Here is a 24,605-nt window from a genome sequence, read left to right on the forward strand (position 1 = left end):
CCTACCTCACTAACATTGCTTCCGGATCTGAACGCAGGAAGTGCTCCTCAAAAGGCAGTCCTCTAAAATAAACAACCGCACTCTGGTTGCCTGCTTTCAAAATCCCCTGCCCGGCTTGGAAGGTCTTTAAACGTTCAACAACGTTAGGCGGTAGTTTAAACACTTCACCCAACGCTTCCGCTTCGTTCTGTTGCAGTTTTAAGAAAAACTTCGTGTCGCACTGACCAAGCAGGGACATTCCTTCTTCGGTCAAGAACTCCCGGATGGACTGCGAGGCAAGAAGTAGAGATGTGTTGTACTTCGCACCCCGCCGTGCCATCTGGGATAAAAACTGCGAGGTATCCTTCCTTCCCATGAACAGCCACGCTTCGTCCACCAGTATTCGCTTTCTCCTGCGGGATTTTTTCACGAATTTCTCCCAAGCCCACGCTAAAAGAACGTACATTGCGTAAGTTTTGGAGAAGTCCGAGCCAAGGTCTTTTATGTCAAACACTACCAGAGGCTCTTCGGAAATTTTGTAGGCACTCTGTCCGTCAAAGAAACCCTGAGGCCCTCCCTGCTTGAACGGCATAAGCACGTTGGCCAGCCGGTGTGCGTTCAGCTTTTTCAGGCGTTCGATATAGCTGGAAATAGTCGGCATTTCTTTTTTCACCCTGCCTACCGCAATCCCGTCTTTTAACTTTATTCCTCCCGGCATATACAGGCTTGCCGGGTCTTCGGTTATCCCCCGGGAGTGGTATTCTTCCCTGACTGCCATTCCCGCTAAAGCCCTTTCTTCGGCAGTTAATTTCTCTCCGCTCTGCACTTCCATCATTGTTGCCACGAGGCTTACTATATCGTCTATTTTTTCGGGAATGTTCAAGAACTCCCCAAGGGTATCGTCTACTTCCGGCTCTATATCGAACGGATTAAAAGCAGGCTTCATTGCAGGGTGAAATTTGATGTAAACCCCGCCCAGAGCTTCTGCCAGCTTCTTGTATTCACCTTCCGGGTCAAGGATTATAGTTTGAATTCCCGACGCAACCGACCGTGCGGTAATGCCCTTGCAGGTATAAGACTTTCCTGCCCGGGTAGTTCCGCAGATGAACATGTGCGGGCCATACAGGTAAGGCTGTCCGATAAATAAGTCTAACAGCACCGGACTTCCGGTTTCGGTTATACCAAAGTAAATCCCGGAAGGGTGCGTAAAATCAAGGCTGATTAGCGGTGATAAGCACGCCGCATTTGCCACCGTTACGTCGTGATACTCCGGTAAGTCCGTTCTGGCAAACGGCAGGACTGCCTTGAAGCCTTCCAGTTGCCTCTTGTACAGGGTTACCGCCCTTGTTGCCCCAAGAATGTCCCTTATCCTGCCGGACTTTTCGTTCAGTTCCTCAAGGGATTTGGCATACACGGCTATCACTATTACTGCCGACATTATGTTGTTCCGGTGCAGGTTGATGTCCGTAAGCAGTTGGTTGTAGAACGCATATTTTGTTTCCAAAACCCCAATCCTCTGAGTATTGCCCTGCTTGTGTGCAAGGATTAGTTCTGACCCCAGTACCTTCTGCCAGTAGGCTATCCTGCTGGACGCCTGCTGGTGGGTGTAAGGATTTAAGATCACCGAAAGAGTAACTCCACCTTCACCGGTCAGCCGGGAAAACCAGCCGAAGTGAATTACTTCCGGTATAGCTTCCACTACCATCATCCGAACGTAGTAATCATTAAGCCTGATGTAGTCCGGGTTTTCTTCTATCCGGTCGGGTAAAAGCAAATCAAAAATGCCCGGTGCAGGTGCTTTTATTTGATTTTCTTTTTTATTCCTGTTTTTCTTCAACCAGTACACCTCCTTGAGCAATTGTTAATGCAGAACTGATAAGCATTTCAAATTCTCCGATTACTTCTTCCTGCGATAAACCATCCTGATTGAGTAAAATATCCGCAAGGGTAATCGCCGTCATAATAAAGGCACTTTTAAGAAAGTCGGTACTGCCTCTAAAATTAACGTGTACCTCCTCACCAACAGATTTTATTAAAAGCTTCTGCTTCATTTCATTCCCCCTTTCTCATCAAAAAAACGAAAAGGCAGGATTAACCTGCCCTTGAAAGGTACTGCTCTGCTTCCCTTGCGTTGAAGTGAACCGGCTCTGTAGCTCCCATTACTGCAAGCCGGGAAGGACGATTTATTTCCTCCGGAAGGATTATCTCGTGAATGTTGTCCATTATCTGCTCAAAGTCCGTTATCGGGGTTAACACCACTCCTGCCTGCTCCCGGAAAGCTGTAACAAGGTAACCAAGCCGGTCTTTCAGCCGTTTTAATTCCTCTTCGTCATCCTTGCAGGAAAGGACTAACCACGAAACCTGCGTTAAAACTTCCCGTGCATATTTCATCCGCTCCATTTCCCTTGCATAAAGTTCGATGTAGTTTTTCAGTTTGCTGTCATCCGGCAGGCTTTCAGCCCGCTCCCGCATCTGGTTTGCTATCATGGAAGTATCTGCTACAGCAGTCGTGGTGATAAACTGCACCGGGAAGTCTATGCGGTTTAGAATGTCTATAATGGCGTTTTCCCTTGCATTGGTTTCAGCGTCGGACATCACGGAAAAGTTCGTGCCTTCTACCCTGCAAATAAGATAATACCTGCCGTAAGCTTTGTAAGCCCCGTCTTTTATTTCCTGCAGGGGAATTATTTCCTGCGGGTGTGCTTGTTTCTGATTTGACCTTTTCTTTTCTTGGCTTTCATACCTGCCCTTTTCGGCTTTTCCCGTAGCAGGATTGGCTTTCAGTAAAAAGAACATCACCACAACGCCCGTAACTAACAGACCGCCGAGTATGGCAAGAAAGATATAGGGATTATTCAGACATATCACCTCCAAAAAATAAAACTGCAAGAAGAATTACTGCTCCTGTCACAGCCATAACCAGTTCAGTTGCGATAAATCCTACTGACAGAGAAAAAAGCAAATCCAAGCTATTCAATGTTCCACCCCCGAAAAATAAACAGGAGGGAGTCAAACTCCCCCCTGTTATTGAGCGGCACCAGCTTGACCTTTAATGGTGTTAGCCCAGAAGGAAACGATGACAACTGCAAGACCTACTGCCGCAACACCGGCTAACGCCCACATCATTTTCTGTTTGCCCTGTGCCCTTGCTTCTTCGTTGGCGGCAGTCGCCACCTGAAAAGCTCCCAAAATGAAAGCTCCGACTGCTACTGCTCCGATTAATGCTCCGACTTTGGTGGAAATGGATACTATCTTGTTTGCCAGCGTTGCCTCGTTTACTGCAGTATCAAGCCCTTTGGTAATATCGGGATTAGTCCCAGTTCCTTCGGCCAGTGCCATTCCCTGCCCAAGCCAGAGAAGAGGTATCCAAATAAGGTTTTCCAGTTTCTTTAAAAATTTCAGCACTCTTAACACCTCCTATTTCACAAGACTTATTACAAACCCCACGATTTGCGGTGCCCAGAGGACGCCAATTAGCCCCAGTATTGCCCAGAGAACTGCCATTCTTGCTTTTTCAATAAAGATGCCAATTATTGCTCCGATTACGATTACTGCAACGGAGATATAAGGGATGATATTTGCCGCCACACCGTAAACTTTCCCTGCTATGCCGTTAATCTTCCCGGAAAACTGTTCGGGAGTTACTTCCGGTAAGCCTTTTGAAATATCGCTTTTTGCAGGGTTGTCAATGTTTAAATCCTGTTGAGTAGTTTGCGATGTGTTGTCTTCCGCTAAAACGGGTACTGCCATTAAAGTAAAAAGCATTATAAAAATCACAAGCAAGCTGATATAACGCACTTTCTTCACCTCCTCCCTGTCAGGTTAGGTTACCTGGCTTTTTTTGCGGGCCTTAATTTTATCACCTCCCCAAAAACAAAACCCCGCAGATATTACTCTTGCGGGGTAGAAGTAATATTAATCTTTATAAGTTCTCCTTCTTTGTGTTCTTTTCTTGTTAGTACCTCAACAACCATTCCCATAATTCCTGCTTCTGCAACTTCTTCCGGAAAACCTTCACTTATCAACAAGTCCCGTAAAAACTTAATCATACTGGCAGTTGCATTGAAGAAAAAATTAACATCTCCAGCACTTTCAATCTGAGTTCCATTTTCCTTCTTCCTGATTACAATCCATTGATTTTCTTCCGATGCGTTCAACTCCTTCCTTCCAAAGTTTCACTCAATAATATCTACAATTTCCCAATCCAGCAAACCGTCTGGAGCGTAAACTTTTACAATTTCCCCTTTTCTCCTGCCGAGTATTGCCACTCCAACAGGGGATATATTCGAGATCTTATTCCGGAAAATATCTGCTTCAGCTGTGGTTACCAACTGATAAGTGCCTATTTAGTTTAACTCTACATCCCTCAAAACTACCTTTGAACCCAGAGAAACTACGTTTTTTGACCTTTCAGCGGAGATAATCCTTGCTTTTGCCAGAATTTTTTCCAGCGTTGCTATCCGGCCCTCTATAAAAGCTTGGTTGTTTTTGGCGTTTTCGTATTCGGCGTTTTCAGAAATATCCCCGAGACTTAATGCTTCCTTGATTTGTTCTGCCACTTCTTTCCTTTTGACAGACTTTAACTCCGCAAGCTCCCTCTCAAGTTTTTCATAGCCTTCACGTGTCAGCAATACTTCCTTTTCCTCTGTCACACTCATCGCCTCCTAAAAAACTAAAAACCCTGAAACCTTAAAGGTTACAGGGTTTGGTAACTTTTTCCTCCGATTTTTTAGCTGTTATGTTACTCGATGGGCAGAAACTTTCAATGCTATCTTAAAACATACCTTTTGTATAGTCAACAGCTTTCTAAAAAATTTTTATTTTCTGGTATAAATAAAATCGTGCGTTTTCGTCAAATACTTCAACCCCTTCATAATATGCCTGTCCAGAGTAGTCCTGCTGTCGGTTTCATTTACCGGCCAGCGGGAGATTAGAAAGCCTGCTCCACCGAAAGGAACTGCCAGCAAAAGCATCATTCCGGGGGGCTTTCTCAACAGAAAACTTAACAGCACTGAAAAGAAAAGCCCCACGATTAATCCTCCGAAAGCCCAGGCCGCTTCCCGTAAAGTTAGCCCCAAAAAGCGTTCTTCTTCACGGGTTGAGAAAGGCACAGGATACATTCGCATTTATTCCACCTCCTAAAAAGTTTCTTCCAAAATCACATCATACATATTGCGAAAAATTTCCTCATCAACTATATATTTCTCACCGGATACGCCAGTAATTATAAAGACACCGGGATAAACCTGAACTTTTTCACCGTTTATCAGCACATACGGGGTTTTATACTTACAGGTATAGTTTTCATTGCATCTGCAATCATCGCAATCATCCCTTGGGTCTATTCCGCAGATAAACCCGTCCTCCAGTCCTTTTCCTTTTTCGTATTTCACCGCTTCCATCGGAATTGGCTTCCGCAATACTTTCAAAACCTCACCTCCTTCCCTGAAAAACAAGGCCGGGGAAAATTCCCCGGCCTACACCAACTCGTGTAAGTTTAAGTCATAAAAGCTCTTTAATCCCGGTTTCACTTCTATAAGATTTACCCCGTACTCTTCGGCTATCTCATCTATCACCTCTTCCAATAGTTCACTAAATCCTACTGCTCCCGGCACAAGCCAGATAAGGTTAAACCCTGCATAAACGTTCCTGCTGTTGTAAAAAGACAGTTTCAGCATATCTACCGTGCTTCCGGTGGCAGGAAAATGGCTGTACGGCTCAATCACAAGCCTTCTGGGCCTGCCGTTTACAGGGAATTCTTCCAGCAGGAAAGCTCCTACCGGCATTTCGTTTAACCCCAGTATTATATACGGCTGTTTTTTCAGCTTCAAGGCAAAAATCCTGCTGTGCAGGGATTTAAGGTATTCAACATAACCCGCAACCGGGTCGCAGTCCTCCGGGTTTAAACGGACATAATCACCAAAAGCCAGAAAAGTTACCAGATGAGGACTGCGTTCTGCCTCCTTTTCAACATCCAGAGGGTAGTTCCAGTCAATTAAATGATGGTTCATTTCAGCCCCCTTCAGCTTAATTTTGCTTTTATGCAGGTTTATGACCTGACTTTTTGCCGACAGAACGACAGAGAAGTCTTTGGAGTGCATAAAGACCAAACCGTTCCCCTGCCGATAAATTGCTTTGGCTGGCGGTAATTTCTTGTGCAACTGTTCTGCAGGCAAGTAAGTAAACGCTATTTCGCTCATTTCTTCAAGCTTTTTGCTCTTGCTGTCCGGAATAAAAATTGCTTTGCCGTCGGTTACTTCAACGGTTCCGGTAATAATGTCCCGGTCAAGGCAGAGTGATATTTTCATTTCTGTTTCACCTCCTTTTGCTTTTTCTCCAATAGTAGTATCTCTTTACAATATCTTTAGACCAGCCTTTATGCCTTAAAAAATTATAAAGCCGACTTGGCTATAGAAACCAGTCGGCCATTGCTAAAACGGGTTATCTTTTTTTGTAGTATGTTTTATTTGCAGATTTTTTTGTTTTTGCTTTTTTCTCTTTTTCATTTTCTTTCTTAACTTTTGCCGGAATTACTTTAACCTCAACGGCATTTCCTGCAAGGGTATACTTCACCCCTACCTTATAACCCGGTTTTATGGTTTTTTCTCCTTTGACCTTCCCTATTCCTTCAACTTTGGTTTTCTCCGTAATAACAAAGGTTTTTTGTTCCCCATTTCCCCGGGCAACGGTGAGATTGTTGCCATCAAAAGAAATTACCATACCGGTATATTCCAGTATTACAGGTTTTGCTTCAACTTTTACAGCCTCGTTGCTTGCCGGATCGTATTTTACTTCTGCTTTATAACCGGCACCTAACTCTCCTTTTACTTCCATTTCCGTATCCGGTGTAACTACAAAAGTTTTTTCTTCGTTTTCTCCTTTAACGATAAGAGTTTGTCCGTCAAAGGAAGTTACAATCCCTTTAAATTCCTGAAGTTCTTTCTCTTTTTGCTCCAAAAGATTTTCAATTTCTTCCTTCAACTGTTTTAGCTGGCTGTAAGACAGGTTGTTTAAAAGGCTTAAATCAAAAGGCAACTTGTTGTCTGCTGGAGCCGGTACCGGTTGATAAGTTTGATCCGTTACCGATGGGGTGGTATAGGTCGTGTCACTTACAGTTGGAGTTTGGCTGGTATAAACAGTATCACTTACTCCCGGGGTGGTGCTGGTAGTAGCGGTAGTAGTATCCGCCAGTACCGGAAAAGCAAGTCCCAGTAAGAATACGGTTAAAACTAAAACTGTCAGCTTTTTCATTCTGAATACCCCCTTTTTTAATCTTCTAAAATTTTTTAGACAACAATAAAACTTTGTTTTGAATTTTAATAACATGTCTTTTAATAAATCTTTTTAATCGTCTTGATTCTGCTGGTCATCTTCACTATCTATCCCATAATTATTATCGTCGCTTTCTTGACCTTGTTGGCTATCTTCGTTTGTTTCATTCTGATTGTAATCATCATCTATTGTACTGGATTCGTCCTCTTCATCAATCACCTCCTTATTTTCAAGAGCATTTTCCTCATCCTGATAATTTACTTCATCTACTTTAGTTTGATTGTTGTCTTTTTCTTCCTTTATTAAAGTCTTTTGGTTATCTTCACTTGCATCTTTTTTATTGCTATTTTCATTCACCAAGTTCTGTTGTTTTTTATTATCTTTATTTATATCTTTATTTATGTTTAATTCTCCTTGGCTACTGCTCTTTTGATATAAACTATCCGTCACCGCTTTTTCAGTATTATCAGCATAATAAGATAAAACAATTTTTTGCGCGAAAGCAGGAAAAGCAATGCTAAGCAATAAAGCCGTTATTAGCAAAATCATTTTCTTCTTCATTCAAACACCCCCTTTTAAAATTTTAAACCCTCCTGCCGGAAGGCGGAGGGTTAATAAACCTCTAATCACCTTCGGCAGCTGGCTGGCATAGCCTTACGGCCTTAGCCCCTTTAGCTTTGCGTCCCCGGCTTTCGCCGGGTTTGCCTTTATCGGGACATTATTAAGTTTCTTCAAATTCAATCGTATTACCATTTTCTCCCCAAGTCAAGGGATTATCCCTGGCAATGTCAAAATTGTTATGGTTTTGTGGCAGTTAAAAAACTAACAATCCTTCTTATTTCTTTTTCTTTTAGCTGGACCTTGTTTTCCTGTATCATAAGATTGTTATAAAAGATTGCACTCGCTTTATCGTTGAGGTTTATTTAATTTTTTGAAGTTTTTAACCTATCGTTATTACTTTTTCTTTTTAGTCAAGTTTTAATAACTAAACTTAATACCATTTTTCCTCAAAATTATTAAACCCACTTCTCGCATAATAAAAATACCAATCAACCACGTACTTCCCGTTCACGTACTTTATATTTTCCGCCGGCACCAAGTTATCTGTTGGCATATAATCCAGTTCATCATAAACTCCATACCATAAATCAAAAGTAGTCGTTCCAATTGCGTCCGAAAAAGTTTTTGTAAAGTAATATGAAAAAAACGAAAAACTATTATTAAATTCATTGTTTATTAAATGATTTAAGTACATCAACCTAAATTGATTGTAATTTACTATAATATCAACCCCATACATTATAAGGCCTGTTTCATTATCAACATATATACCATTTTGGTACAATACTCTCCCATAATTCGTTGATCCAATAACAAGAGGATTAAAATTTTCGTGGTTTCCATTATTTAAAAAGTCAACAAGAGAATTTATTTGTTCTTTATAAGAGGTGTCATTGAATACATCATATAAAGGAGCATCTTTAAACATAGCCTTTTCTAAATTGTCCAAAATTGTCTTACAAGGAATAGCAAAGTTAAGTCCTTCACTATCAGCAAGCTTCATATTAATTATTCCAACCAATTCACCTTTCATATTAAAAAGCGGACCTCCACTATTTCCGGGATTTACAGGTGCAGTTATTTGAATGTACTTATTTCCATAAATTTCCCTATCGCTGCTGCTTACAATACCGCTTGAGATACTCCATCCTAACCCCCGGGGATTACCTATGGTGAAAATCTGGTGCCCCACATCTGGCAATTTTGTGGTTAAACTAACTGACTTTAAATTTTTCGCATTAATTTTAATAATTGCCCAATCGTTTATATAATCATATCTTTCCAGTTTCTCTACCGAATATTTTTCACCATTAGCTAAAATAACCTCAGCCCTGTTTTGCCCTTTAATGACATGATAGCAAGTTAAAATTCTTCCATCTGGCGAAATAACGACACCGCTTCCAGTACCACCAGGCGTTGCAACAACAACCGAACTGCTCTTTAATTCTTCAAAAAGCTGGCTCAAAGTTTTTGGCTTTACCAATATTTTGACAGTTTTATATACAGCCGCTTTTTTGCTATCATAAACTTTTAATTTGATGTTGAAGTATGTGTCAGTGAGGACTTTAGGAGCAGTCCAAGTAACTTTTGAAGATGTTCTTGAGGACAATTTCCCTGTTTCTGAACCGTTTCCTGCCACAGACCATTCGAAATATATTTTATCTTTGTTTTTATCTTTCGCCTTAACACTTAAGGTTATCGTTTCGCCAGAATATATTACAGTTTTACTTGCAAAAAATGATGTTATTGATGGTGGATAGTTTTTGGAACCTGCTAAAACTACCTCGGTTTGAAAAAGCAAGAATGAAATAACAATGATAACTCCTATTAATTTTTTTAATTTTTGCACTAAAATCCCCCCAGTTTTGTTACGGGTTACACACTTTACACGGCACGTAACCTGCCCTTACAGCCTGCTCCCTGCTGGAGAAACTTACTCTGTTAGCAGGACTTATTTCCTTTGCCCAACGGCAGTCAGGGTAATGAAATTTTTTGGTACGGGAGTTTCCTACATAGGCTACTTTAGTTTTTATAGGAGCAGGAGCTACTCCCCACAAGCCTTTTTTCTTACTTCTTGCCTCTTGCTGGAACTTAACAAACAGGCTGGAATACTTAACATTTGGCGGAACGGTCATCACTTGAGCATAGCCGTTTAAAAGGAGCTCTGCATTGTACATCTTTGCCCGGACTTCTTTTTCGCTTCCGGACGAAGGCGGAGAAAGCCAGACGTAAGCTAAAATCCTGCCGTATTTATCTCTCTGCCCCACGTCCAGTTCCAGCCAGATCTTCTTCCCCAAAAGGCGTCTCTTGGTATATTCCGCCGCTTCCCTGCCAAAAGGCTGTTCTTTTATACCCAGTTCCGGGTGAGAAATTTCCGGCGTATTAACCCCAATCAGGCGAACTTTTTCGTCCTTGTTTCCTATTTTGACGTGAACGGTATCCCCGTCGGAAACAGACGTTACAACTGCTTGCAGGGTCTTAATCCCTGCTTCGGCTTTATCCAACTGAAAGGCCAAACCTGCAAGCAGGTAAAGCAAAAGAAATATTAAGACTGTTTTTGCCGTACTTCCCCGCACCAGACCACTCCCCTTCTCTTGTTTTAACTTTATTTTACAGTAAATACCAAAAAAAGTTAACACTTTTTCGCATTTTTCCGATGGTTTTTAAGTAGGAAGTTGCCAAATATGCTTTAGGTAAATTAACCCATATTCCACCTTCTGCCCAAACTCCGGAAACCAGATCATTACCAGCATAAAACAAGCCAGAGAAGATAAGAGCACAAAATCTATAAACTTGTCCGGTATTCTTTCAAATACCGTTCGGAAGGCCATTCGCAGCAGAAAAACAAATATTGCCAGCAGTACAATGTTGTTAAGGTTGTCCAGCGACAGCACACTGGAAAAATCGAATGTTGCCGCACTGGAACGTTTTTCTGTCTGCGTAAACAGAACCTGCAGGTAATCTGCAAGTTTTACGCCTATTCCTTCAAGCAACATAACGCCACCAGCTTTCAGGTGTAAAGGTAGTAAATAACCTCTCTATATTTTCGTTACTTCTGCATAATTTTCCAAAGAATTTTCAGCTTCTCGTAAAGCCGCTTGTCTTCTGCCGTATACTCTCCCGCCAGCAGGAGTTTTTCTTCCCATTTATTCTCCATTGTTTGGCAGTAATCCTCTTTACTCCATTCAAAAAAGCTGTCAATTTTATCCTTTTCAACCTTGCACCATATACCGTTAACTTGAGGCAAATAATGCTTTTCATAAAGCTTCTTGATTAACCTGCCGTGTGTCCGGTACATTTTTGCCATAAAAAATCGCCTTTCTACTTCCTGCCAAGGCGTAGTTTTAAGATAATGAGCAAGATTTTCTATAAAAGTATCCTCAAGTTCTTTGAGCTTTTTTATTGCTTCTTCCTGGGCTTTGCGTGCCTGCTTTTCTAAAAGTTGCTTTTTTGCAACCGCCATTTTCCCCCTCCTTTGCTTTTTGCCCCGGTTAAAGGCAGGTTTGCTTTGCGTTTTTGAAACTGCATATTCTTTTCCAAACAATTGTCGCAAATTTGATACTTCTTGCCGTTCAGGGTAAGAACCGAATAGGTTATAACCCCGCAGAAGTAACAGCAGTTCTTAATCATACGCTCCTCCCTTTCTGTATTTTTGCTTTCCGGTAAATTTTCTCCAAGTTCAGCCAAAAGGCTGCAGGAACACCTGTCGCTTTCTGCAGGTTGTAAGCTATCTCAAGAGTTATTTCTAATCTTCCAGTTAGCAAGTCGCTAAACTCTTTTTCTGACAGTTTCAATTTTCCAGCCATTTCTTTTGTAGAAATTTTCTTTTCCTGCATTATTTCTTTCAAAGTTTTACCGGGTGGGACTACATAGTCAGGTTCAAACGGATGCAGTTGCATTTTTACCAGTTCCCTTAAGATAAATTTCTACCGCCAAAATGTGCTTGCATTTCCTTTTTCGCTTCTGAAAATCCGGACAGGTGCAGGTCTGGTGCTTGAGGTTAACAAGGTAATACTGCCCGCTAAAAGTCAGGGATGGCACGAAGAAAACTGCCGGGTCTTTCTGGACTACATACCGGGAAAGCTCTCCGGCATTTTGCAGTCGCTTTTTCCTGTGGTACTCTTCCTGATACTCCCGGTAAGCTCTGCGGGATAAAGCGTCCGCCTCTTTGTTCTTCTCCCGGGGTATCCAGAAAATTTTCAGGTTACTGAACTCCCGGGATAGTCTCTGAACTTCCCGGTATAACGGAACAATCCCGGCAGATTTTATGCTATACAGGCCGTTAACCTGATTAACCACAAGCTGGCTGTCGGAATAAACCTGTATCTTCTGCGTCGCAAAGCCGTTACTGTAAAGCCACTCCAGAGCTTTTATTACTGCCGTATATTCGGCAAGGTTGTTGGTTGCTTTCCTGCCGGAACAGACAACGCCCCAGTCCTCAAACAGCTTCTTATTTCCAAGATAAGCAACCCAGCCGTAGCAGGCAGTGCCTCCGGGGTTAACCGGCTGGCAAAGACCGTCGCAGTAAACTTTAATCAATCGGCACGCTCCTTTCGGTTTATTTCTTTAAATGCCCAGCACCTTTGCAATTCCAAGCCCGATTAAAATTCCCAAAATCAGCACAAGAAAATTGGCCAAGTTTTGAACGAGTATATCAAGCTTTGTGTCTTTCACGCTTGCGTCCCCCTTCTAATCAAGAAATATCCTTACTTCCAGCCTCCTGACGCCCCAGTTTACCGCATCTTCCCGGTTCGGGAAGAAGACATCCAGCTGGTTGCCCTTGATTTTCCCGCCTGTATCCTCCGCTACGCCGTAGCCGTATCCCGGGATGTAAAGTTTCGTGCCAAGCGGTACTACTTCCGGATCTACCGCAACCGTGCCGTATTTTGGCCAAGTGCCGGAGCAGGTTTTATTCCCTGTATGGGTATAGGCCGTTACTAAAAATTCAGCAGTGCGGTAGTTTATATTCCGGCTAACCTTTACCGTTCGGGTTTTACGAGTTTTTGTGGTTGTAGCTTTCTTGGGTGCAGAAACAGTTTTTGCTTCTAATGCGTTGACAGGTGTTAAAATTACAAAAACCGCCAGTAAAAATGCCCCTAAAACTCTGATTTTCATGCCCCCCCTTTTCTAAAACTTCAGGCCAGCAAACAAAATCGCAAAAAGCACCACTGTAAGCAGGTTGTCAAATATCGTCCCGGTCGTAAAAAGCCCAAGCGAAAACCTGCCTCCAAACGGATAAAGCAGAGGCACTCCCTCCGGGTTCAGGAAGTCAAGCAACAGGTGGCTTAAATACCCGGCCACGAAGGCAAACAGGTATATCGTTTTTACTCCCGGGATAAAAGCTCCGGCCAGTGCCAGCATTAATACTGCCAGCAGGGAATGGGTTGCCCCTCTGTGCCCAAGAGTCCGGTTAAGCACAAAGGCCAGAGGAAACAGCACGTTCCCGGCGGTTGACTTTGGAGTGTCCACGTCGGGAAGTAACGCCGAAAATCCTGCTATTCCCGTTACTGCCCAGACTTCTCCCAGAGGCAGTCCCATTGATTTTGCCAGTGCCAGTCCAGCCAGAGCTCCGCCCATGAAATGGGTTCTGCCAAGCAAGCTAACTATACCCCCTTACTTCTTCAAAATCCCCATAGATATCGCCAGTCGTTTTGCCCGTTCTTCCCAACGCTGTCTCAAAATCTCTCCCGCTTCTTCGACAAATTCGTCATCTATCCGGTAGATTATCGCCTTTCTTATCGCTTCCTCCGGAGTTCTGCCTCCGGCCATCACCATCGTGTTTGGATTGTCAACGTATATCGTCCCAAAACAGCACCTCCAGTTCGTGGTGAACTTTAAAAGCATATAGTGGCCGTCATACTCTTCCCACGCTATAAGCCCAAGCTCAACCAGAAGGTTTTTGAAATCCATCCGGTTGTATTTCTCAACTTCCTTTTCTGACACCCTGATACCTCTTGCCTCAATCAACGCTTCCACGTCGCTTTCGTTTGCCTCTAAAATTTCCGGAAGCGTGTGATACTTGGACTTTAAAGGCTTCAGTTTTGGAATTTTCCTGAAAACACCCTCTTTCAAGCTATTCAGCCTCCTCCGCCATTTTGAGTATTTTGTCAGCATCAACACGGTTCTTCAATGCGTTGCGGATTGCTTCTTCCAGTGTCGTTCCTTCGGCCATGTAAAGGGTCGTCATCGGGTCTGCCTCAACCGTGCCAAAGCAACAACGCCAGTTTGTCGTAAACCGCAAAAGCATAAAATGACCGTCATATTCCCGGTTTGCCACACGAATAAGCTCCTCCCAGAGCTCATCAAAGTTCATCTCCTCAAGCGGTTTTTTCAATTCTGCGTCTTTCTTAACCTCAACCACCTCTACTTTGCCTATTATGCCGCTGTCTATGCGGCTGAAAAGATTTTCCGGTTCTTTCTGAACACCAGAAGACTTCTCTAAAGTACGCTTCAGCTTTCTCAAATTGCCCATTTTTTTGCCTCCTCCCGGTCGTTTTCTTGGTTTACCCGTCCAAAACACTTCTTGCTTGGCGGACTACGCCAGCTTGCAAAAGCCTTTCTTACAGGTGGGAAACGGTCATTCAGGAAATCCCCGCAGGCAAAGCAAAGCAAACCGACAGCTTCCTTGCTTTCCGGTTTCCTCTCCAAAGGCACTCTTACCCCAACAGCAGGAATTCCTACAGCAGTGCCTTTTTTGGCTTCCCTTTTGCTCCCTCTTACTCTTTCAAGCAGGTATACTGCTCCAAGAAGGATTATTTCCCCACCACCCCATCTAAGAGAGATATAGCTTTTAAGATACTCTTGTGGTATTATGCAGGGTCTCCTGCCTGCCTGCCCGGCAGACCCCCCACCACCCACCCCCAAGACCATAGTGTTATAGGATTTGATACTGTTAAGATTTGGTAACTGTTTTGAGGTACGAGGAGGGGTAATTTTTTGCTTAACTGTTGTCTTTGAAGACACAGCAACTTTTTGGACTTTAAGTGCGGTTTTAGTTTTTCTGGTCTTTTGTTCTTCAGTGCCGATATTAACTTCGTTGAGAATTAAACGTGTAACGCATCCCTTTCTACCCTGACGAATGGTTTCTTTTTGGATTTTTCCTTCTTCTTCGAGTTTCTGAATGTGGCGGATTACCGTGCTTCTGCTTAATCCCAGTGTTTTTGCAAGACTGTCATAGTCTGCTTCCAAGCTTCCGCCGTTCTCTTTAATTGCGTTTAAAATTGCTTCATCGGCATTTTTTCTTCTGGGGGCAGTTTTTACAACTACTCTGAATTTTGGAGCAATTCCCGTAAGGGTATAAAGCCATCTTGCAGAAGGCATTTTATTGCTTCTGTAGGCCGAACTTACCGCTTTTCTAACCTCTTTTTCTGATAACGGTGGGCTGTTTCTCTTATTCCAGCGTAGCAGTTCCTCCAACGCTTCTTTAAAGCTGAAACCTGCGGCTTTGAATACTAAAGCCAGCGAGTAGCAGGAACGGTTCCTGATGCCAAACGGAACACCTTCAAGGAGTTTTTGAACTGCCGGGTCGTTGAGGAGTTCTCCTACTATGGTTACTCTTCCGTTTTTAACTGCAACTGTAAATTGATTTAGGTAGTCTATTCCCATTTCGGCTTCTACCTTATTTGCCCATTCGGTAAAGAAATCCAGCGTGTAAGTCTTGCCGGAGTAAAATGCCGGCTGTCTTGGTATGCGGAAATACCTCTCCGTTGAAATAGCCTGCGGATCTACAAAAAAGTATTTGTTCAAAGCTATGCGAATGTATGACATTGCCCTTAAATAGGCGTTCTGGTTGCTTTTCTTGGCTTTTACCGCTTCAATTTTCCAGTGCAGGTGCCAGCCGTGAGGTGTAGGAACTATTAGAGTCGCTTCGGGCAGTCCTTCTGCTTCTAAAGCATTAATAATTTCCCAGAAATCAACTGCTTCGTCTATATCCAGACTGATTGAGTTCAAAAGCTCTACGTTATTTTTGGTCTTCCCAAAACGCTGTTGACTAAACCCGTTTGGAGTAAAATAGGTGTATCTTTTATCGCTTATCTTTTTCAAAATAGTGTCAAGCTTTTTAACCGGCACTTCGTCAACAAATTCGTCATTTTCTGTTTCCCCAAAGAATGTCCATTTGCCCTGTTTAATGTTTTCTTCGATTAGTTTCAAAACCGCTTCTGCCGGTTCTAAAAGCTTATATCCCACGCTCCGTCCTCCTTTCGATGATGTTACTTCTAAAAAAGAAAGGCCGTGGAATTTTACCCACGGCCGGGAGGGTGGATAGGATGAGGAGGGGTCTAAAAAAGAAAAAAGCCGTGCGTTTCGCACGGCCGAGAAAAGGGGACAAAACGTGGGTTGTGTGCATTGAGAGGCTTGACTGCCCCTAAAAAGCATGACCCCCTGCCGGGTTCAGCAGGGGGTCATGAGCAACATCATCGAAAGGAGTGGTCTAAAATGGTATTCTATTGTAAAAGGAGTGGTCTTACTTTTATTTTTAAGCAGTTTATGGCAGGTTGTCAATATTTTGAAGAGGGTAAGACAAAATTTCTTTAACTTCTTCTTCGGTAAATTTGATAGGTTTCAATCCTCCGACAAATCCTGTTACGCCGGGAGTTTTTCTTACAACGTTGTATGTTTCCTGATTAAGTTCCATTTCTACCAAAATATAGCCCGGATAGACCTTGCGTTCTACGAGTTCTTCGTTTTTGTTTTGAACCATGATCTTTTCCGCTGGCGGGACGAAAATCCTGAAAATATTTTTACTGGCCGAAAATGCCTCCAGTCTTTCTTTGATCTTGGCTTCTTGCCCGGCATAAGTGTTAATAATATACCAGCCTGTGCCCAAGAAGATACCCCCTTATATTTTCTCTATGTCCTCTGTCAGCCTATTCATATCCGGCAGGGTATATCTTGCCACTACGTTTAAGTTTGGCATCCCGTCCTGCTTGGTGTGTCCTAATAAGATTGCGACGTTTGTAAGAGGCACTCCAGCGTTTATCAGGTTCGTTGCGAAGGTGTGCCGGAGAGTGTGGGGTGTGAGCTCCACCTTTGCCCTCCTGCCCAGTTCTTCCACTACTCTTCTTATCTGGTCGGTGGACATCGGACGCTTGAAGTTGGACATCAGGAAGTGTTCCTGCCCTTTTGTTTCTTCCCGGTACTGCTTCAGCACTTCCAAAAGCTTCTGGTTTATCGGGATTACCCTTGAACGGTTGTGTTTGCCGTACTTGACGGTGATTGTTTTCGCCTTCAGGTCTACATCCTGCCACGTCAGTTCCGCCAGTTCATTTATTCTCATTCCCGTGTAAAGCAGGGTGTAGATTATTACCTTGCTTCGCAGTTTTGCCTTCTCCGCCTCCCTTAAAAGCCTTCTCTGCTCCTGCAGGGTTAAGGCCTTTGGTGCGAGTTTCTGTCTTACTGCTTTCTGCCGGAAGTATTCGGCTTTTTCGGGAAGAAACTGCCTGTAAAGTTTTCTTAATACCGTAAAATAGGTGTCTACCGTGCTGGGACTTCTGGTCTTTACAAGGTGCTTGTGGAAATCCAAAACATCGTCCAGAATTATCTTGTCCGGCTCAAAGGGTTCTTGGTAGGTTTTCTCTATAAATTTTTCAAGGGCTTTAAAAGCGTTCAGGTAAATCTTTCTTGTTAGCTTGTTTGGCAAATTTTCAATGTAAGAAAGCATCTCTTGTTTCAGTTTACTCACCCCGGCAGACGTTAAGTATTTGCTCAAGAAATACCGCAAAATCAAAAAGCAGTTCGTATTCTTCTTGGGTAAGTTTTTTAAACTGCTGATAGTCGTTTAACAGCTCTGCTATGCAAAAGCTTTTATCGAGAATGGTTTTGCTGTCTTCCAGCACAAAACCTCTGGTTTGATACTCCTTCAAAAATTCCTCAAAGGTTTCTTTGCTGTCAGATAACAAGTAGAGTTTCTCATAAAGTTTTCTTGCTTCCGGTGATAACACTAAAAACACCTCCTAAAAACTTAACCTGCATTTTTTCGGCCAACTTTCAGCCCCAAAATGCAGGTTTTGATGTTCTTTTTTTATTCTCTTCCGGGTAAAAATGCAAAGTTAGGACTAATTATCTTGCACTTTTATTCTTTTATCCCGGATAAAATTAACTCCCTTATAAGTTCTGATGGTGTTAAGCTTAATTTATCAGACCAGCTTTCTAATTTTCTATAAAGCCTATCTTCAACGCTGAATGTTTTCATAGCGTTTAATACTACCCTGCTTCCCGTGGACTTTTTTACCGTATAGCTTAATTCTTTTTTGCTTACTATTTTCCTCAACAGTTCCGACTGGCTTATCTTTTTCTCCATTAGGTAACGATTTATCCGCTCTACGTCGTAACTGCTAAATCGCACTGTAACAGTTCGGTAGCTCCGGTTTAAATTTTCCCGCTTCACCTTTAAATAAGTTCCATTTCCCGTATTAAACTTTTTCCGGAATTCGTTCATAGCATTAGGCAATTATGATTGCCAGCCGCCGCAATCTCTAAAGCCCTTTTCGCTACCGCCTGTCCTGCTACATCGGCAAAGTCCAGCTCTTCATCGGGTTTTTCCCGGACTATTTCGGTAATATCAAGAGGCTTTTCCGGTTTAAGCTCTTCTTCTCCCGATAAAAAGGCTACGATTTCTCTTAGGTTCTTTACCCCGTAAACCTCAACACCGGATACTAACGCTCCTTCGGTACGGTTATTGTACGGCACCACCGCTTTGGGAATCTTTCCCCGCACCGCTAATACCGAAGGTAAGACTCCATCAACCTCCCGCACCTGACCTTCCAAGGATAGTTCCCCTAAAAAGATGTAATTTGAAAGGTCAGCATTTAACTGTTCGCTCGCCGCCAATATACCAAGCGCTATTGGTAAATCAAAATGAGAGCCTTCTTTTTTTAAGTCGGCGGGGGCAAGGTTTATAGTTATCCTGGCGATGGGAAAATCAAACCCGGAATTTTTTATCGCCGACTTTACCCGCTCCCGGGATTCTTTTACCGCCGTATCGGGAAGGCCCACTACCTCCATCCCCGGAAGCCCACGGTTAATGTCCACCTCCACCTCCACTATTTCGCCGTTAATGCCGTTTAAGGCAACCGTATGTACTTTAGAAAGCATTTTTCTTCTCCTTTAGCCATTTTTGTTTCTTATTCGGCATATTTCAAAAAATTCCTCTAAAAAGAAAAAAGCCTGCTTGAAAAAGCAGGAAAAGAAATTTTAATCTTAAACATGATTTTAAGTTTTAATTCAAAAAATTGGATAAAACTTTCCTTTTAATCTCATTGTATTTATCTACTTCCTCCTTGCTGTAGGCAATAAATTCATATTGTTTTATTTGTCCATAATACTTTTGCTCCTCGGACACAAATTTATTAAATAAAACATTGTTTACGTTGTATTTATCAATGCCACTATTATGGGACAGCAAATACAGGTCCTTATTTCTGTAAAAGGGGTTATATCTCACGTATCTGTTGTACGGCCATTTTTTTAGAAATAAGATATATTTATCCCCATTTTTCATAAAATTATATCCGTTGTAAATATAAAACGTCTTATATTTAAAGTTAAAAAAAGATGGTTCAAAAATATAGATAGTTTTGTCTTTTAAACTACGATCTCCTTTATATACGGAAACCACTTTAAATGATGCCAGGCTGGCACCGTGGAGGTATTTCCTTTCGTCTAAAGCTATTCCTTTAACTATAACTTCAGAATCGTTTACCAGGTCGGAAAAGGAAAGATTGCCTTCATTAATACCTCCTAAACTAATTATTTTATACTTCTCTAAATTATCCGGACTAATTTTATCAGTATCGACATAAGAAGCTCGGACTACACCGGCGGTAATTAACGCTATAACAATAACCAAAGACATAACTAAAATAGAACTTTTATTCATCTTTAATAACACTCCCTGCTGGATATACTTTTCCGGCTTCTACCCTGAACTTATCATCGCAAAGTAAGTCGATGTCTTCTTTGATATGACTTGCGATGAGTATTGTCGCTCCCCTCTCTTTCTCCTCCAGCAAGATATTTCTAATAAGCTTAACACCCTCTTCGTCAAGAGAGTTAGTGGGTTCATCCAGGACAAGAAGTTGAGGCTTTTCCATTATAGCCTGGGCTATCCCCAGCCGCTGTTTCATACCCAGAGAGTATTTTTTATAAGGCCGTTTATCATCCGGATCAAGTCCTACCCTTTTTATAGCAGTTCTAATATCTTCATCTTTAATGATATTTTTTATCGAGGCTAAAAATTTTAAATTTTGAAATCCCGTCCACTGATCCCAAAATCCCACGTTTTCTATTATCAAACCTAAGCTTTCGGGAAATGAAATATCCAAACCAATTTTCTTGCCAAATACTCTAACTTCACCACGAGTAGGTCTTATTAAACCGCAGATAGCTCTAAACAACATGGTTTTCCCGGAACCATTTCTGCCAAAAAAACCATATATTTTTCCCCTTTCAAGCTCAAGGGTTATATCATCCAATACCGTCCGCCCACCGATTATTTTAGTCAAATGTTGTATTTCTACCGCCTTCATCTTGATCCACCACCCCAATTTTAATATTTTAAATCTTATCGGTTATCTCCACTGTTTTTATAACTCTGATCCCCGCTAAAATTACCAAAACCAGATATACTCCTAATATAAGTAATGACCACCAAACGTTAAATCCTGTTAATGCTGGCATATCTAAAAGTTTAAGATATTTTTGCAGAAAGCTGTTATCATGCCACGGTAGCACCGGTTGCAGTACAGGGTCGAGTTTTATTAATAAATTTTGCAGTTGGCTGTTTAGTTTAACAAAGGCCTGAAGATGCAAAAAGGCATAGATAAGCAAAGTTAAGGCCAGAGACATTTCAGCGCCTATATACAAAGATAAGATGTTAGTCAGTAAAACAAACACTAAGGTGGCCATCACATTAAGAACAACAGTTACAGCAAATATCATTAAAAGATGCTCCACCGACAGTATGGGTAAATTATTAACGAGGCCAACCATTACAACAACAGCAGTAATACCGGCATAATACAATAGCAGGTATTCTAACATCTTAAATAATTTATTCATAAACCAATTTACCCTATTGTCCTTCCTTGTAAAAACATAAACAGAACATATTCTAAAATCTTTATAGAAAAAATCCCCCAAACCAAAAAGGGCAAATAACTTGGGAGCAATATAGATAATAAACATCGGAAACACAAAAGTTATTTTTTCTTCAGGGAAAGGTAAAAAGTTATTGGTAAATATTGTTAATAACTCTACCGAATCCCCTTCCCCGAAGGTTTTTATGTAATTAAGCCCAAATAAAGAAGATAAAACCCCAATTATGACTACGGTAAGAAGAAATAAAGTCAGCTTTTTAATTTGAAATCACCTCTACCTACATCGATTTTCCTTAAGATTTCCCTGCTTACAAGGAATAAAAACAGAGATAAAAACACCAAATAGAAACAGTATACTATCGCTAAAGATAAAAACTTCCCGGTGGGTAAATCTGAAGAAATAAAAAACTTTAGTAACATTCCCGTAATGGTCATTGCGTATCTATCTAAATTACAAAGTTGCAAGATATAATCAAAACCACCTGCAAAAAAACCAGCAACGAAACCTATATACTGCCTTTTACTTACAAAGGACGATATATTATAAATAATCCCTATTATCAAAAAAATCAGGTATTTTATAATAAAATCAGCTGCCATAAATACAAGGGTTTTTGTTTCCAAAATTTGCGGTATTCCAATATATATTATTGCCGTTACAATTATCGGTAGCTCAAGAAAGATAACGTACAATCCTGTATCTAATGAAAGAAGTTTAAACTTTTTTTTCCACCATATACTAAGATCCTTTAATCTTGTTAATATCAGATAATCATTTAATATATCTTCAACGCTTATGATTGTAAGAAAAATCGGTATGTAATACAGGGCAAAATAAACCAAACGGGAAAAGAGGATATAAATATCATTTATATGGAAATTATTTATTGATTCCATTTGTTTAGCCGCAAGTATTGCTATTTGTATATTAAAAGCTAATACCATTAGGTATCCTATTATCCGTCTTTTTCCACCTATTGACAATATTTTCTCTAAATGCACTTTAAATCTCATCCTTTTCTATGTTGGAAGATAATATAATAATCAATAAACTTACTATTAGCAAAGCTGCTAAAGAGTATGTAAACACCTTATAATCCAATCCTTTTATGCCGGTAGTAGCATATAAAAAATAACTCAGGGAATAATTTGCCATTCCAAGTAGAGCAAATAAAAAGTTTTCTGTAAAAAAGAGGACAGTAGGGAAAATCATAACTATATACCTATTTACATTTTTTAAAAACGATAGGGAATAGGCAAAAACTGCAATCGTGCCACCAAAAAGGCCATCTAAAAAAATATATAAGAGGTTATGTAAATACGGATTTACAGCGTGTAGTCCTTGAAAATAAAGCTTCGTAAGATAATATCTATCATAGGTAGGGTTTCCAACAATTACTTCGGAGGCGGTATATAAAGGCAAAGCGGCTATGCATAGAAGTTGATGTATCAATAACGGCAAAAAAATTACTATAAAGCCTGAAAAAAAGACTACGATACCTTTACTCAGGATATACAAACTTTTATTACAGCGCGTTATGATAAAGTTAAGAACATGCCCTTTTTTATCTTCCAAAAAAGTATCCGCAAATGCTATGCTGGCAGGTAGAGTAAGGAAAAATAGATAATATAAATATTTTATAAAGTTAAAGTTAGTATTTTCGTAGCCTATCCACAATTGATAAGCAGAAGGTAACTCCGAAGTATAGCTTTTATAGAAGGTCGCAGATGTTGAAATAAAAAAAACCGCAATCAGTACAATCTCTGCTGTCAGAACTATGTTAAACTCTTTTCTTTTAAAAAGCTTGCTGAATTCCGTTCTTAACAGATTAAGCACCTAATTCACCTCCGCAAATTAACCTGGGGTTATGGCTAATACCATTGCCCCAGGTTAGATCCGTTTGTCTTTATCGCTTCTACTCTATCTTAAATCTGCATATCCGCTCATAGATACGTATACAAAGTTTAGATTATGGCTTTGCGCATAAAGTTTAATAAAAGTACCTGCATTCTCATTGGTATTAAAACTTATTCTATATGTTCCTTGTCCTTCATAGCATGCAAAATTATCTGATACTCTTATACCATCTCCCCTAACAACCCAACAGTCTGCTGCATCAAAGTCACCACCAACATTTATCTCAAACATTGTTTTAAATCCAAAAATTGAAAAACGAATTTTTCAGTTGAGCCAATTAGTTAAAATTGTTGCCAGTCAGTGTAAGTTCAATACTGTCATTTAGCATGTGCGGTAACTTATTATAACCAAACCACCTTATTTTTTCATGATTTTCTCCATTTTTTCGATAGCTGTTAAATACCTTTCTTTCTCTTGAGGATTTCTGTATCTATCATCATTGATTGTTCTTTCAAGCTGGTATAGTTCCTTTAACTCTTCTTGCAACTGTTTTAATTTTCGAAAATTTTTTTCTTCAACGATTTTGTCAAGATTACTTATATAAAGTTCCATATCATTTAAAAGGTTAAAAATTGGCTGCTGTAATTCCGGAATTATTATTTTATCCAAGTATTCTTTGTTAACCGATGCTATTTCACCAACACTTCCGGGCTTTCCCAGTAAAAAAGCATCAATTCTTCCTTTTAAGTAATCTATATCCCTTTCATTCTTAACTTCCGAAGCCTTTTTGACAATCTGCCCAAATTCAAAAAGTCTTACAGAATAATCATGATTAAATGTCCCATAAACATATCCATAATATTTTGAAGAAAGGTCAAATAATTTAGATTCATTTGAAACTTTATTTGTAGTACAACTTATTAATAAAAATGGCAGTAAAACAGCCAGGAAAAAGGCCTTTTGCATTTAATTTCACCCTTTTGAACATTTTTGAAAATTTTTTGTCAATTATGCAAAAATTTTTCTTAATAGTTCTGATTCAAATGTTCCTGCGATTTAATTCTCTCTTTAAGGACCTTCTCCAGGAGGACAAAAGCAGATCACTAATATAACCCCAATAAATTATAAATTTTCTGCATAGGCAAGAATAGCCAATAATCATCAATCAATAGACTAAATATAATCCATAACACTAAACCCAATAAGGAAGCTATGACGCTTTTTTTGAAGCTGGTAACTAAACCTAAAGAATGACCAATCGTTAATGAAAGCAAAATCCATACAATGCTTAAAAATAGCAACCGAGAAAATCCCGTTAAATAGCTAAAGTTATAAAAAGCAAAAATTGCCAACCAATACCAACGATAGTTAGCGCGATTTCCCAGCATTATTCCAATTATTCCTACAATAATACTGATATAAAATAAAAAAATTTGGAACTTCACTTTAAATCACCTCAAAAAAAAAGAAAGGTAGTGTTCTAAAAATATTTTACTTATATTGTATCAACGAAAATATTAGGTTTTAAAACTTGATGTGTTTATGGCAAAATAAAAGTGCAGAGTTTGGCAAGATAAAAGTGCAGAGTTAGGAATAGTAAAAAAAAACCATTGCCAGCAGTCCCAAAATCTAATAACCTCTTGTTTGTAGACCAATACGAACAGGAGGTATAGAAAGGATGCTAGCAATGGCTGATATTAATTCTATCAAATATTTGAGAGAAAAGAAAGGGTACAGCATTTCCCAAATTGCCAACATCCATAATATCAATTGGAGGACTGCCAAAAAGTACAGTGATCGTGATGACTGGAATATCGAGATTAAGAAAAAGAAAAGAT

39 protein-coding genes and 1 riboswitch are annotated in these 24,605 nt (G+C 40.5%); all 39 genes read right to left on the reverse strand.

Annotation, left to right across the window (positions count from 1 at the left end; all coding sequences use genetic code 11):
* Nucleotide 1: 1 nt before the first annotated feature.
* The 39 genes from CARFE_RS0108645 to CARFE_RS0108835 all read right to left on the reverse strand — a co-directional run bounded on the left by CARFE_RS0108645 (nt 2) and on the right by CARFE_RS0108835 (nt 24,212).
* Nucleotides 2-1,816 carry a VirB4 family type IV secretion system protein gene (locus CARFE_RS0108645; RefSeq protein ID WP_210432946.1) on the reverse strand — a complete coding sequence of 605 codons (1,815 nt, stop codon included), beginning with the start codon at nt 1,814-1,816 and terminating at the stop codon, nt 2-4.
* Nucleotides 1,797-2,030: a hypothetical protein gene (locus CARFE_RS0108650; RefSeq protein ID WP_028052474.1), complete on the reverse strand. Its 234-nt coding sequence runs from the start codon at nt 2,028-2,030 to the stop codon at nt 1,797-1,799. The genes CARFE_RS0108645 and CARFE_RS0108650 overlap by 20 nt, the downstream gene beginning before the upstream one ends.
* Before the next feature lie 40 nt (nt 2,031-2,070).
* Nucleotides 2,071-2,853, reverse strand: coding sequence for a hypothetical protein (locus CARFE_RS0108655; RefSeq protein ID WP_161625134.1), 783 nt, complete (start codon nt 2,851-2,853; stop codon nt 2,071-2,073).
* Nucleotides 2,831-2,956, reverse strand: coding sequence for a hypothetical protein (locus tag CARFE_RS16725; protein WP_257020439.1), 126 nt, complete (start codon nt 2,954-2,956; stop codon nt 2,831-2,833). Before CARFE_RS16725 ends, CARFE_RS0108655 begins: the two co-directional genes overlap by 23 nt.
* Before the next feature lie 47 nt (nt 2,957-3,003).
* Nucleotides 3,004-3,384, reverse strand: coding sequence for a pilin (locus tag CARFE_RS0108660; RefSeq protein WP_028052476.1), 381 nt, complete (start codon nt 3,382-3,384; stop codon nt 3,004-3,006).
* 12 nt (nt 3,385-3,396) lie between these two features.
* Entirely contained in the window at nt 3,397-3,777 is a 381-nt protein-coding gene (locus CARFE_RS0108665; RefSeq protein WP_028052477.1) for a hypothetical protein, read from the reverse strand.
* Nucleotides 3,778-3,869: 92 nt separating this feature from the next.
* Nucleotides 3,870-4,136, reverse strand: a complete 267-nt coding sequence (locus tag CARFE_RS0108670; RefSeq protein WP_028052478.1) for a hypothetical protein — start codon at nt 4,134-4,136, stop codon at nt 3,870-3,872.
* Nucleotides 4,137-4,154: 18 nt separating this feature from the next.
* Nucleotides 4,155-4,310 carry a GreA/GreB family elongation factor gene (locus tag CARFE_RS16930; RefSeq protein ID WP_281170183.1) on the reverse strand — a complete coding sequence of 52 codons (156 nt, stop codon included), beginning with the start codon at nt 4,308-4,310 and terminating at the stop codon, nt 4,155-4,157.
* Between the two features lie 15 nt (nt 4,311-4,325).
* A complete protein-coding gene (locus CARFE_RS16935; protein ID WP_281170184.1) occupies nt 4,326-4,631 on the reverse strand; it encodes a GreA/GreB family elongation factor in 306 nt (101 codons plus the stop codon).
* 165 nt (nt 4,632-4,796) lie between these two features.
* The gene (locus CARFE_RS0108680) at nt 4,797-5,105 is read right to left on the reverse strand and encodes a PrgI family protein (protein ID WP_028052479.1); all 309 of its coding nucleotides are present in this window, start codon (nt 5,103-5,105) and stop codon (nt 4,797-4,799) included.
* A 12-nt stretch (nt 5,106-5,117) separates the two neighbouring features.
* A complete protein-coding gene (locus tag CARFE_RS0108685; RefSeq protein ID WP_028052480.1) occupies nt 5,118-5,408 on the reverse strand; it encodes a hypothetical protein in 291 nt (96 codons plus the stop codon).
* Nucleotides 5,409-5,456: 48 nt separating this feature from the next.
* Complete coding sequence (locus CARFE_RS0108690; protein ID WP_028052481.1) at nt 5,457-6,287, reverse strand: hypothetical protein; 831 nt, start codon at nt 6,285-6,287, stop codon at nt 5,457-5,459.
* Between the two features lie 133 nt (nt 6,288-6,420).
* Nucleotides 6,421-7,230: a hypothetical protein gene (locus CARFE_RS0108695; protein ID WP_028052482.1), complete on the reverse strand. Its 810-nt coding sequence runs from the start codon at nt 7,228-7,230 to the stop codon at nt 6,421-6,423.
* Nucleotides 7,231-7,323: 93 nt separating this feature from the next.
* Entirely contained in the window at nt 7,324-7,812 is a 489-nt protein-coding gene (locus tag CARFE_RS0108700) for a hypothetical protein (protein WP_028052483.1), read from the reverse strand.
* Nucleotides 7,813-7,882: 70 nt separating this feature from the next.
* Nucleotides 7,883-7,967: riboswitch (cyclic di-GMP riboswitch) on the reverse strand.
* A gap of 275 nt (nt 7,968-8,242) precedes the next feature.
* Complete coding sequence (locus CARFE_RS15635; RefSeq protein ID WP_028052484.1) at nt 8,243-9,661, reverse strand: S1C family serine protease; 1,419 nt, start codon at nt 9,659-9,661, stop codon at nt 8,243-8,245.
* Between the two features lie 19 nt (nt 9,662-9,680).
* Nucleotides 9,681-10,388, reverse strand: coding sequence for a thermonuclease family protein (locus tag CARFE_RS16570; RefSeq protein ID WP_245570770.1), 708 nt, complete (start codon nt 10,386-10,388; stop codon nt 9,681-9,683).
* An 87-nt stretch (nt 10,389-10,475) separates the two neighbouring features.
* On the reverse strand, nt 10,476-10,805 hold the full coding sequence (locus CARFE_RS0108715; protein ID WP_154652749.1) for a hypothetical protein: 330 nt from the start codon (nt 10,803-10,805) through the stop codon (nt 10,476-10,478).
* Between the two features lie 56 nt (nt 10,806-10,861).
* Nucleotides 10,862-11,275, reverse strand: coding sequence for a hypothetical protein (locus tag CARFE_RS14810; RefSeq protein WP_034541926.1), 414 nt, complete (start codon nt 11,273-11,275; stop codon nt 10,862-10,864).
* The gene (locus CARFE_RS16305; protein WP_028052486.1) at nt 11,248-11,442 is read right to left on the reverse strand and encodes a hypothetical protein; all 195 of its coding nucleotides are present in this window, start codon (nt 11,440-11,442) and stop codon (nt 11,248-11,250) included. The genes CARFE_RS14810 and CARFE_RS16305 overlap by 28 nt, the downstream gene beginning before the upstream one ends.
* Nucleotides 11,439-11,660: a helix-turn-helix transcriptional regulator gene (locus CARFE_RS0108730; RefSeq protein ID WP_161625135.1), complete on the reverse strand. Its 222-nt coding sequence runs from the start codon at nt 11,658-11,660 to the stop codon at nt 11,439-11,441. Before CARFE_RS0108730 ends, CARFE_RS16305 begins: the two co-directional genes overlap by 4 nt.
* Nucleotides 11,661-11,691: 31 nt before the next feature.
* Nucleotides 11,692-12,351, reverse strand: a complete 660-nt coding sequence (gene rnhA / locus CARFE_RS15640) for a ribonuclease HI (RefSeq protein ID WP_051250247.1) — start codon at nt 12,349-12,351, stop codon at nt 11,692-11,694.
* A gap of 150 nt (nt 12,352-12,501) precedes the next feature.
* Nucleotides 12,502-12,927 (reverse strand): 3D domain-containing protein, encoded by a 426-nt coding sequence (locus tag CARFE_RS14820; RefSeq protein WP_051250248.1) that lies wholly within the window; start codon nt 12,925-12,927, stop codon nt 12,502-12,504.
* A gap of 12 nt (nt 12,928-12,939) precedes the next feature.
* Complete coding sequence (locus CARFE_RS14825) at nt 12,940-13,410, reverse strand: metal-dependent hydrolase (RefSeq protein WP_028052488.1); 471 nt, start codon at nt 13,408-13,410, stop codon at nt 12,940-12,942.
* 15 nt (nt 13,411-13,425) lie between these two features.
* Entirely contained in the window at nt 13,426-13,884 is a 459-nt protein-coding gene (locus CARFE_RS0108755) for a hypothetical protein (protein WP_028052489.1), read from the reverse strand.
* Between the two features lies 1 nt (nt 13,885).
* Nucleotides 13,886-14,284, reverse strand: coding sequence for a hypothetical protein (locus CARFE_RS15645; protein ID WP_051250249.1), 399 nt, complete (start codon nt 14,282-14,284; stop codon nt 13,886-13,888).
* The gene (locus CARFE_RS0108765; protein ID WP_028052490.1) at nt 14,272-15,999 is read right to left on the reverse strand and encodes a primase C-terminal domain-containing protein; all 1,728 of its coding nucleotides are present in this window, start codon (nt 15,997-15,999) and stop codon (nt 14,272-14,274) included. Before CARFE_RS0108765 ends, CARFE_RS15645 begins: the two co-directional genes overlap by 13 nt.
* 298 nt (nt 16,000-16,297) lie before the next feature.
* Nucleotides 16,298-16,639 (reverse strand): transcription termination/antitermination NusG family protein, encoded by a 342-nt coding sequence (locus CARFE_RS14835; RefSeq protein WP_051250250.1) that lies wholly within the window; start codon nt 16,637-16,639, stop codon nt 16,298-16,300.
* A gap of 12 nt (nt 16,640-16,651) precedes the next feature.
* The gene (locus CARFE_RS0108780) at nt 16,652-17,521 is read right to left on the reverse strand and encodes a tyrosine-type recombinase/integrase (RefSeq protein ID WP_161625136.1); all 870 of its coding nucleotides are present in this window, start codon (nt 17,519-17,521) and stop codon (nt 16,652-16,654) included.
* Entirely contained in the window at nt 17,487-17,753 is a 267-nt protein-coding gene (locus CARFE_RS0108785) for a hypothetical protein (RefSeq protein ID WP_028052492.1), read from the reverse strand. The genes CARFE_RS0108780 and CARFE_RS0108785 overlap by 35 nt, the downstream gene beginning before the upstream one ends.
* Before the next feature lie 131 nt (nt 17,754-17,884).
* Nucleotides 17,885-18,262 carry a hypothetical protein gene (locus tag CARFE_RS0108790; protein ID WP_034541928.1) on the reverse strand — a complete coding sequence of 126 codons (378 nt, stop codon included), beginning with the start codon at nt 18,260-18,262 and terminating at the stop codon, nt 17,885-17,887.
* Complete coding sequence (locus CARFE_RS14840) at nt 18,247-18,906, reverse strand: magnesium chelatase domain-containing protein (RefSeq protein ID WP_051250251.1); 660 nt, start codon at nt 18,904-18,906, stop codon at nt 18,247-18,249. Before CARFE_RS14840 ends, CARFE_RS0108790 begins: the two co-directional genes overlap by 16 nt.
* Nucleotides 18,907-19,030: 124 nt before the next feature.
* The gene (locus CARFE_RS0108800; RefSeq protein WP_028052494.1) at nt 19,031-19,690 is read right to left on the reverse strand and encodes a hypothetical protein; all 660 of its coding nucleotides are present in this window, start codon (nt 19,688-19,690) and stop codon (nt 19,031-19,033) included.
* Complete coding sequence (locus CARFE_RS0108805) at nt 19,683-20,339, reverse strand: ABC transporter ATP-binding protein (RefSeq protein WP_028052495.1); 657 nt, start codon at nt 20,337-20,339, stop codon at nt 19,683-19,685. Before CARFE_RS0108805 ends, CARFE_RS0108800 begins: the two co-directional genes overlap by 8 nt.
* A 28-nt stretch (nt 20,340-20,367) precedes the next feature.
* The gene (locus CARFE_RS0108810; protein ID WP_154652751.1) at nt 20,368-20,871 is read right to left on the reverse strand and encodes a hypothetical protein; all 504 of its coding nucleotides are present in this window, start codon (nt 20,869-20,871) and stop codon (nt 20,368-20,370) included.
* A gap of 287 nt (nt 20,872-21,158) precedes the next feature.
* Nucleotides 21,159-21,911 carry a hypothetical protein gene (locus tag CARFE_RS0108815; protein WP_034541930.1) on the reverse strand — a complete coding sequence of 251 codons (753 nt, stop codon included), beginning with the start codon at nt 21,909-21,911 and terminating at the stop codon, nt 21,159-21,161.
* Between the two features lies 1 nt (nt 21,912).
* Nucleotides 21,913-22,746, reverse strand: a complete 834-nt coding sequence (locus CARFE_RS0108820) for a hypothetical protein (RefSeq protein ID WP_028052498.1) — start codon at nt 22,744-22,746, stop codon at nt 21,913-21,915.
* Between the two features lie 84 nt (nt 22,747-22,830).
* Nucleotides 22,831-23,058: a hypothetical protein gene (locus CARFE_RS0108825; protein ID WP_028052499.1), complete on the reverse strand. Its 228-nt coding sequence runs from the start codon at nt 23,056-23,058 to the stop codon at nt 22,831-22,833.
* A gap of 126 nt (nt 23,059-23,184) precedes the next feature.
* Nucleotides 23,185-23,733, reverse strand: a complete 549-nt coding sequence (locus CARFE_RS0108830) for a hypothetical protein (protein WP_028052500.1) — start codon at nt 23,731-23,733, stop codon at nt 23,185-23,187.
* A 137-nt stretch (nt 23,734-23,870) separates the two neighbouring features.
* Entirely contained in the window at nt 23,871-24,212 is a 342-nt protein-coding gene (locus tag CARFE_RS0108835; protein ID WP_028052501.1) for a hypothetical protein, read from the reverse strand.
* Nucleotides 24,213-24,605 lie beyond the last annotated feature (393 nt).

This window comes from Carboxydothermus ferrireducens DSM 11255, from assembly GCF_000427565.1.
Lineage (GTDB): Bacteria > Bacillota > Z-2901 > Carboxydothermales > Carboxydothermaceae > Carboxydothermus > Carboxydothermus hydrogenoformans.

Bases quoted from the DNA above. Each gene is read 5' to 3' on its own strand.
- CARFE_RS0108805 (WP_028052495.1), bottom strand. From the start codon at position 20,339: ATGAAGGCGGTAGAAATACAACATTTGACTAAAATAATCGGTGGGCGG.
- CARFE_RS15645 (WP_051250249.1), bottom strand. From the start codon at position 14,284: ATGGGCAATTTGAGAAAGCTGAAGCGTACTTTAGAGAAGTCTTCTGGT.
- CARFE_RS0108650 (WP_028052474.1), bottom strand. From the start codon at position 2,030: ATGAAGCAGAAGCTTTTAATAAAATCTGTTGGTGAGGAGGTACACGTT.
- CARFE_RS16305 (WP_028052486.1), bottom strand. From the start codon at position 11,442: ATGATTAAGAACTGCTGTTACTTCTGCGGGGTTATAACCTATTCGGTT.
- CARFE_RS0108700 (WP_028052483.1), bottom strand. From the start codon at position 7,812: ATGAAGAAGAAAATGATTTTGCTAATAACGGCTTTATTGCTTAGCATT.
- CARFE_RS0108830 (WP_028052500.1), bottom strand. From the start codon at position 23,733: ATGCAAAAGGCCTTTTTCCTGGCTGTTTTACTGCCATTTTTATTAATA.
- CARFE_RS0108825 (WP_028052499.1), bottom strand. From the start codon at position 23,058: ATGTTTGAGATAAATGTTGGTGGTGACTTTGATGCAGCAGACTGTTGG.
- CARFE_RS0108695 (WP_028052482.1), bottom strand. From the start codon at position 7,230: ATGAAAAAGCTGACAGTTTTAGTTTTAACCGTATTCTTACTGGGACTT.
- CARFE_RS14820 (WP_051250248.1), bottom strand. From the start codon at position 12,927: ATGAAAATCAGAGTTTTAGGGGCATTTTTACTGGCGGTTTTTGTAATT.
- CARFE_RS0108810 (WP_154652751.1), bottom strand. From the start codon at position 20,871: ATGAATAAATTATTTAAGATGTTAGAATACCTGCTATTGTATTATGCC.
- CARFE_RS0108690 (WP_028052481.1), bottom strand. From the start codon at position 6,287: ATGAAAATATCACTCTGCCTTGACCGGGACATTATTACCGGAACCGTT.
- CARFE_RS0108680 (WP_028052479.1), bottom strand. From the start codon at position 5,105: ATGCGAATGTATCCTGTGCCTTTCTCAACCCGTGAAGAAGAACGCTTT.
- CARFE_RS0108800 (WP_028052494.1), bottom strand. From the start codon at position 19,690: ATGAATAAAAGTTCTATTTTAGTTATGTCTTTGGTTATTGTTATAGCG.
- CARFE_RS14840 (WP_051250251.1), bottom strand. From the start codon at position 18,906: ATGCTTTCTAAAGTACATACGGTTGCCTTAAACGGCATTAACGGCGAA.
- CARFE_RS14810 (WP_034541926.1), bottom strand. From the start codon at position 11,275: ATGGCGGTTGCAAAAAAGCAACTTTTAGAAAAGCAGGCACGCAAAGCC.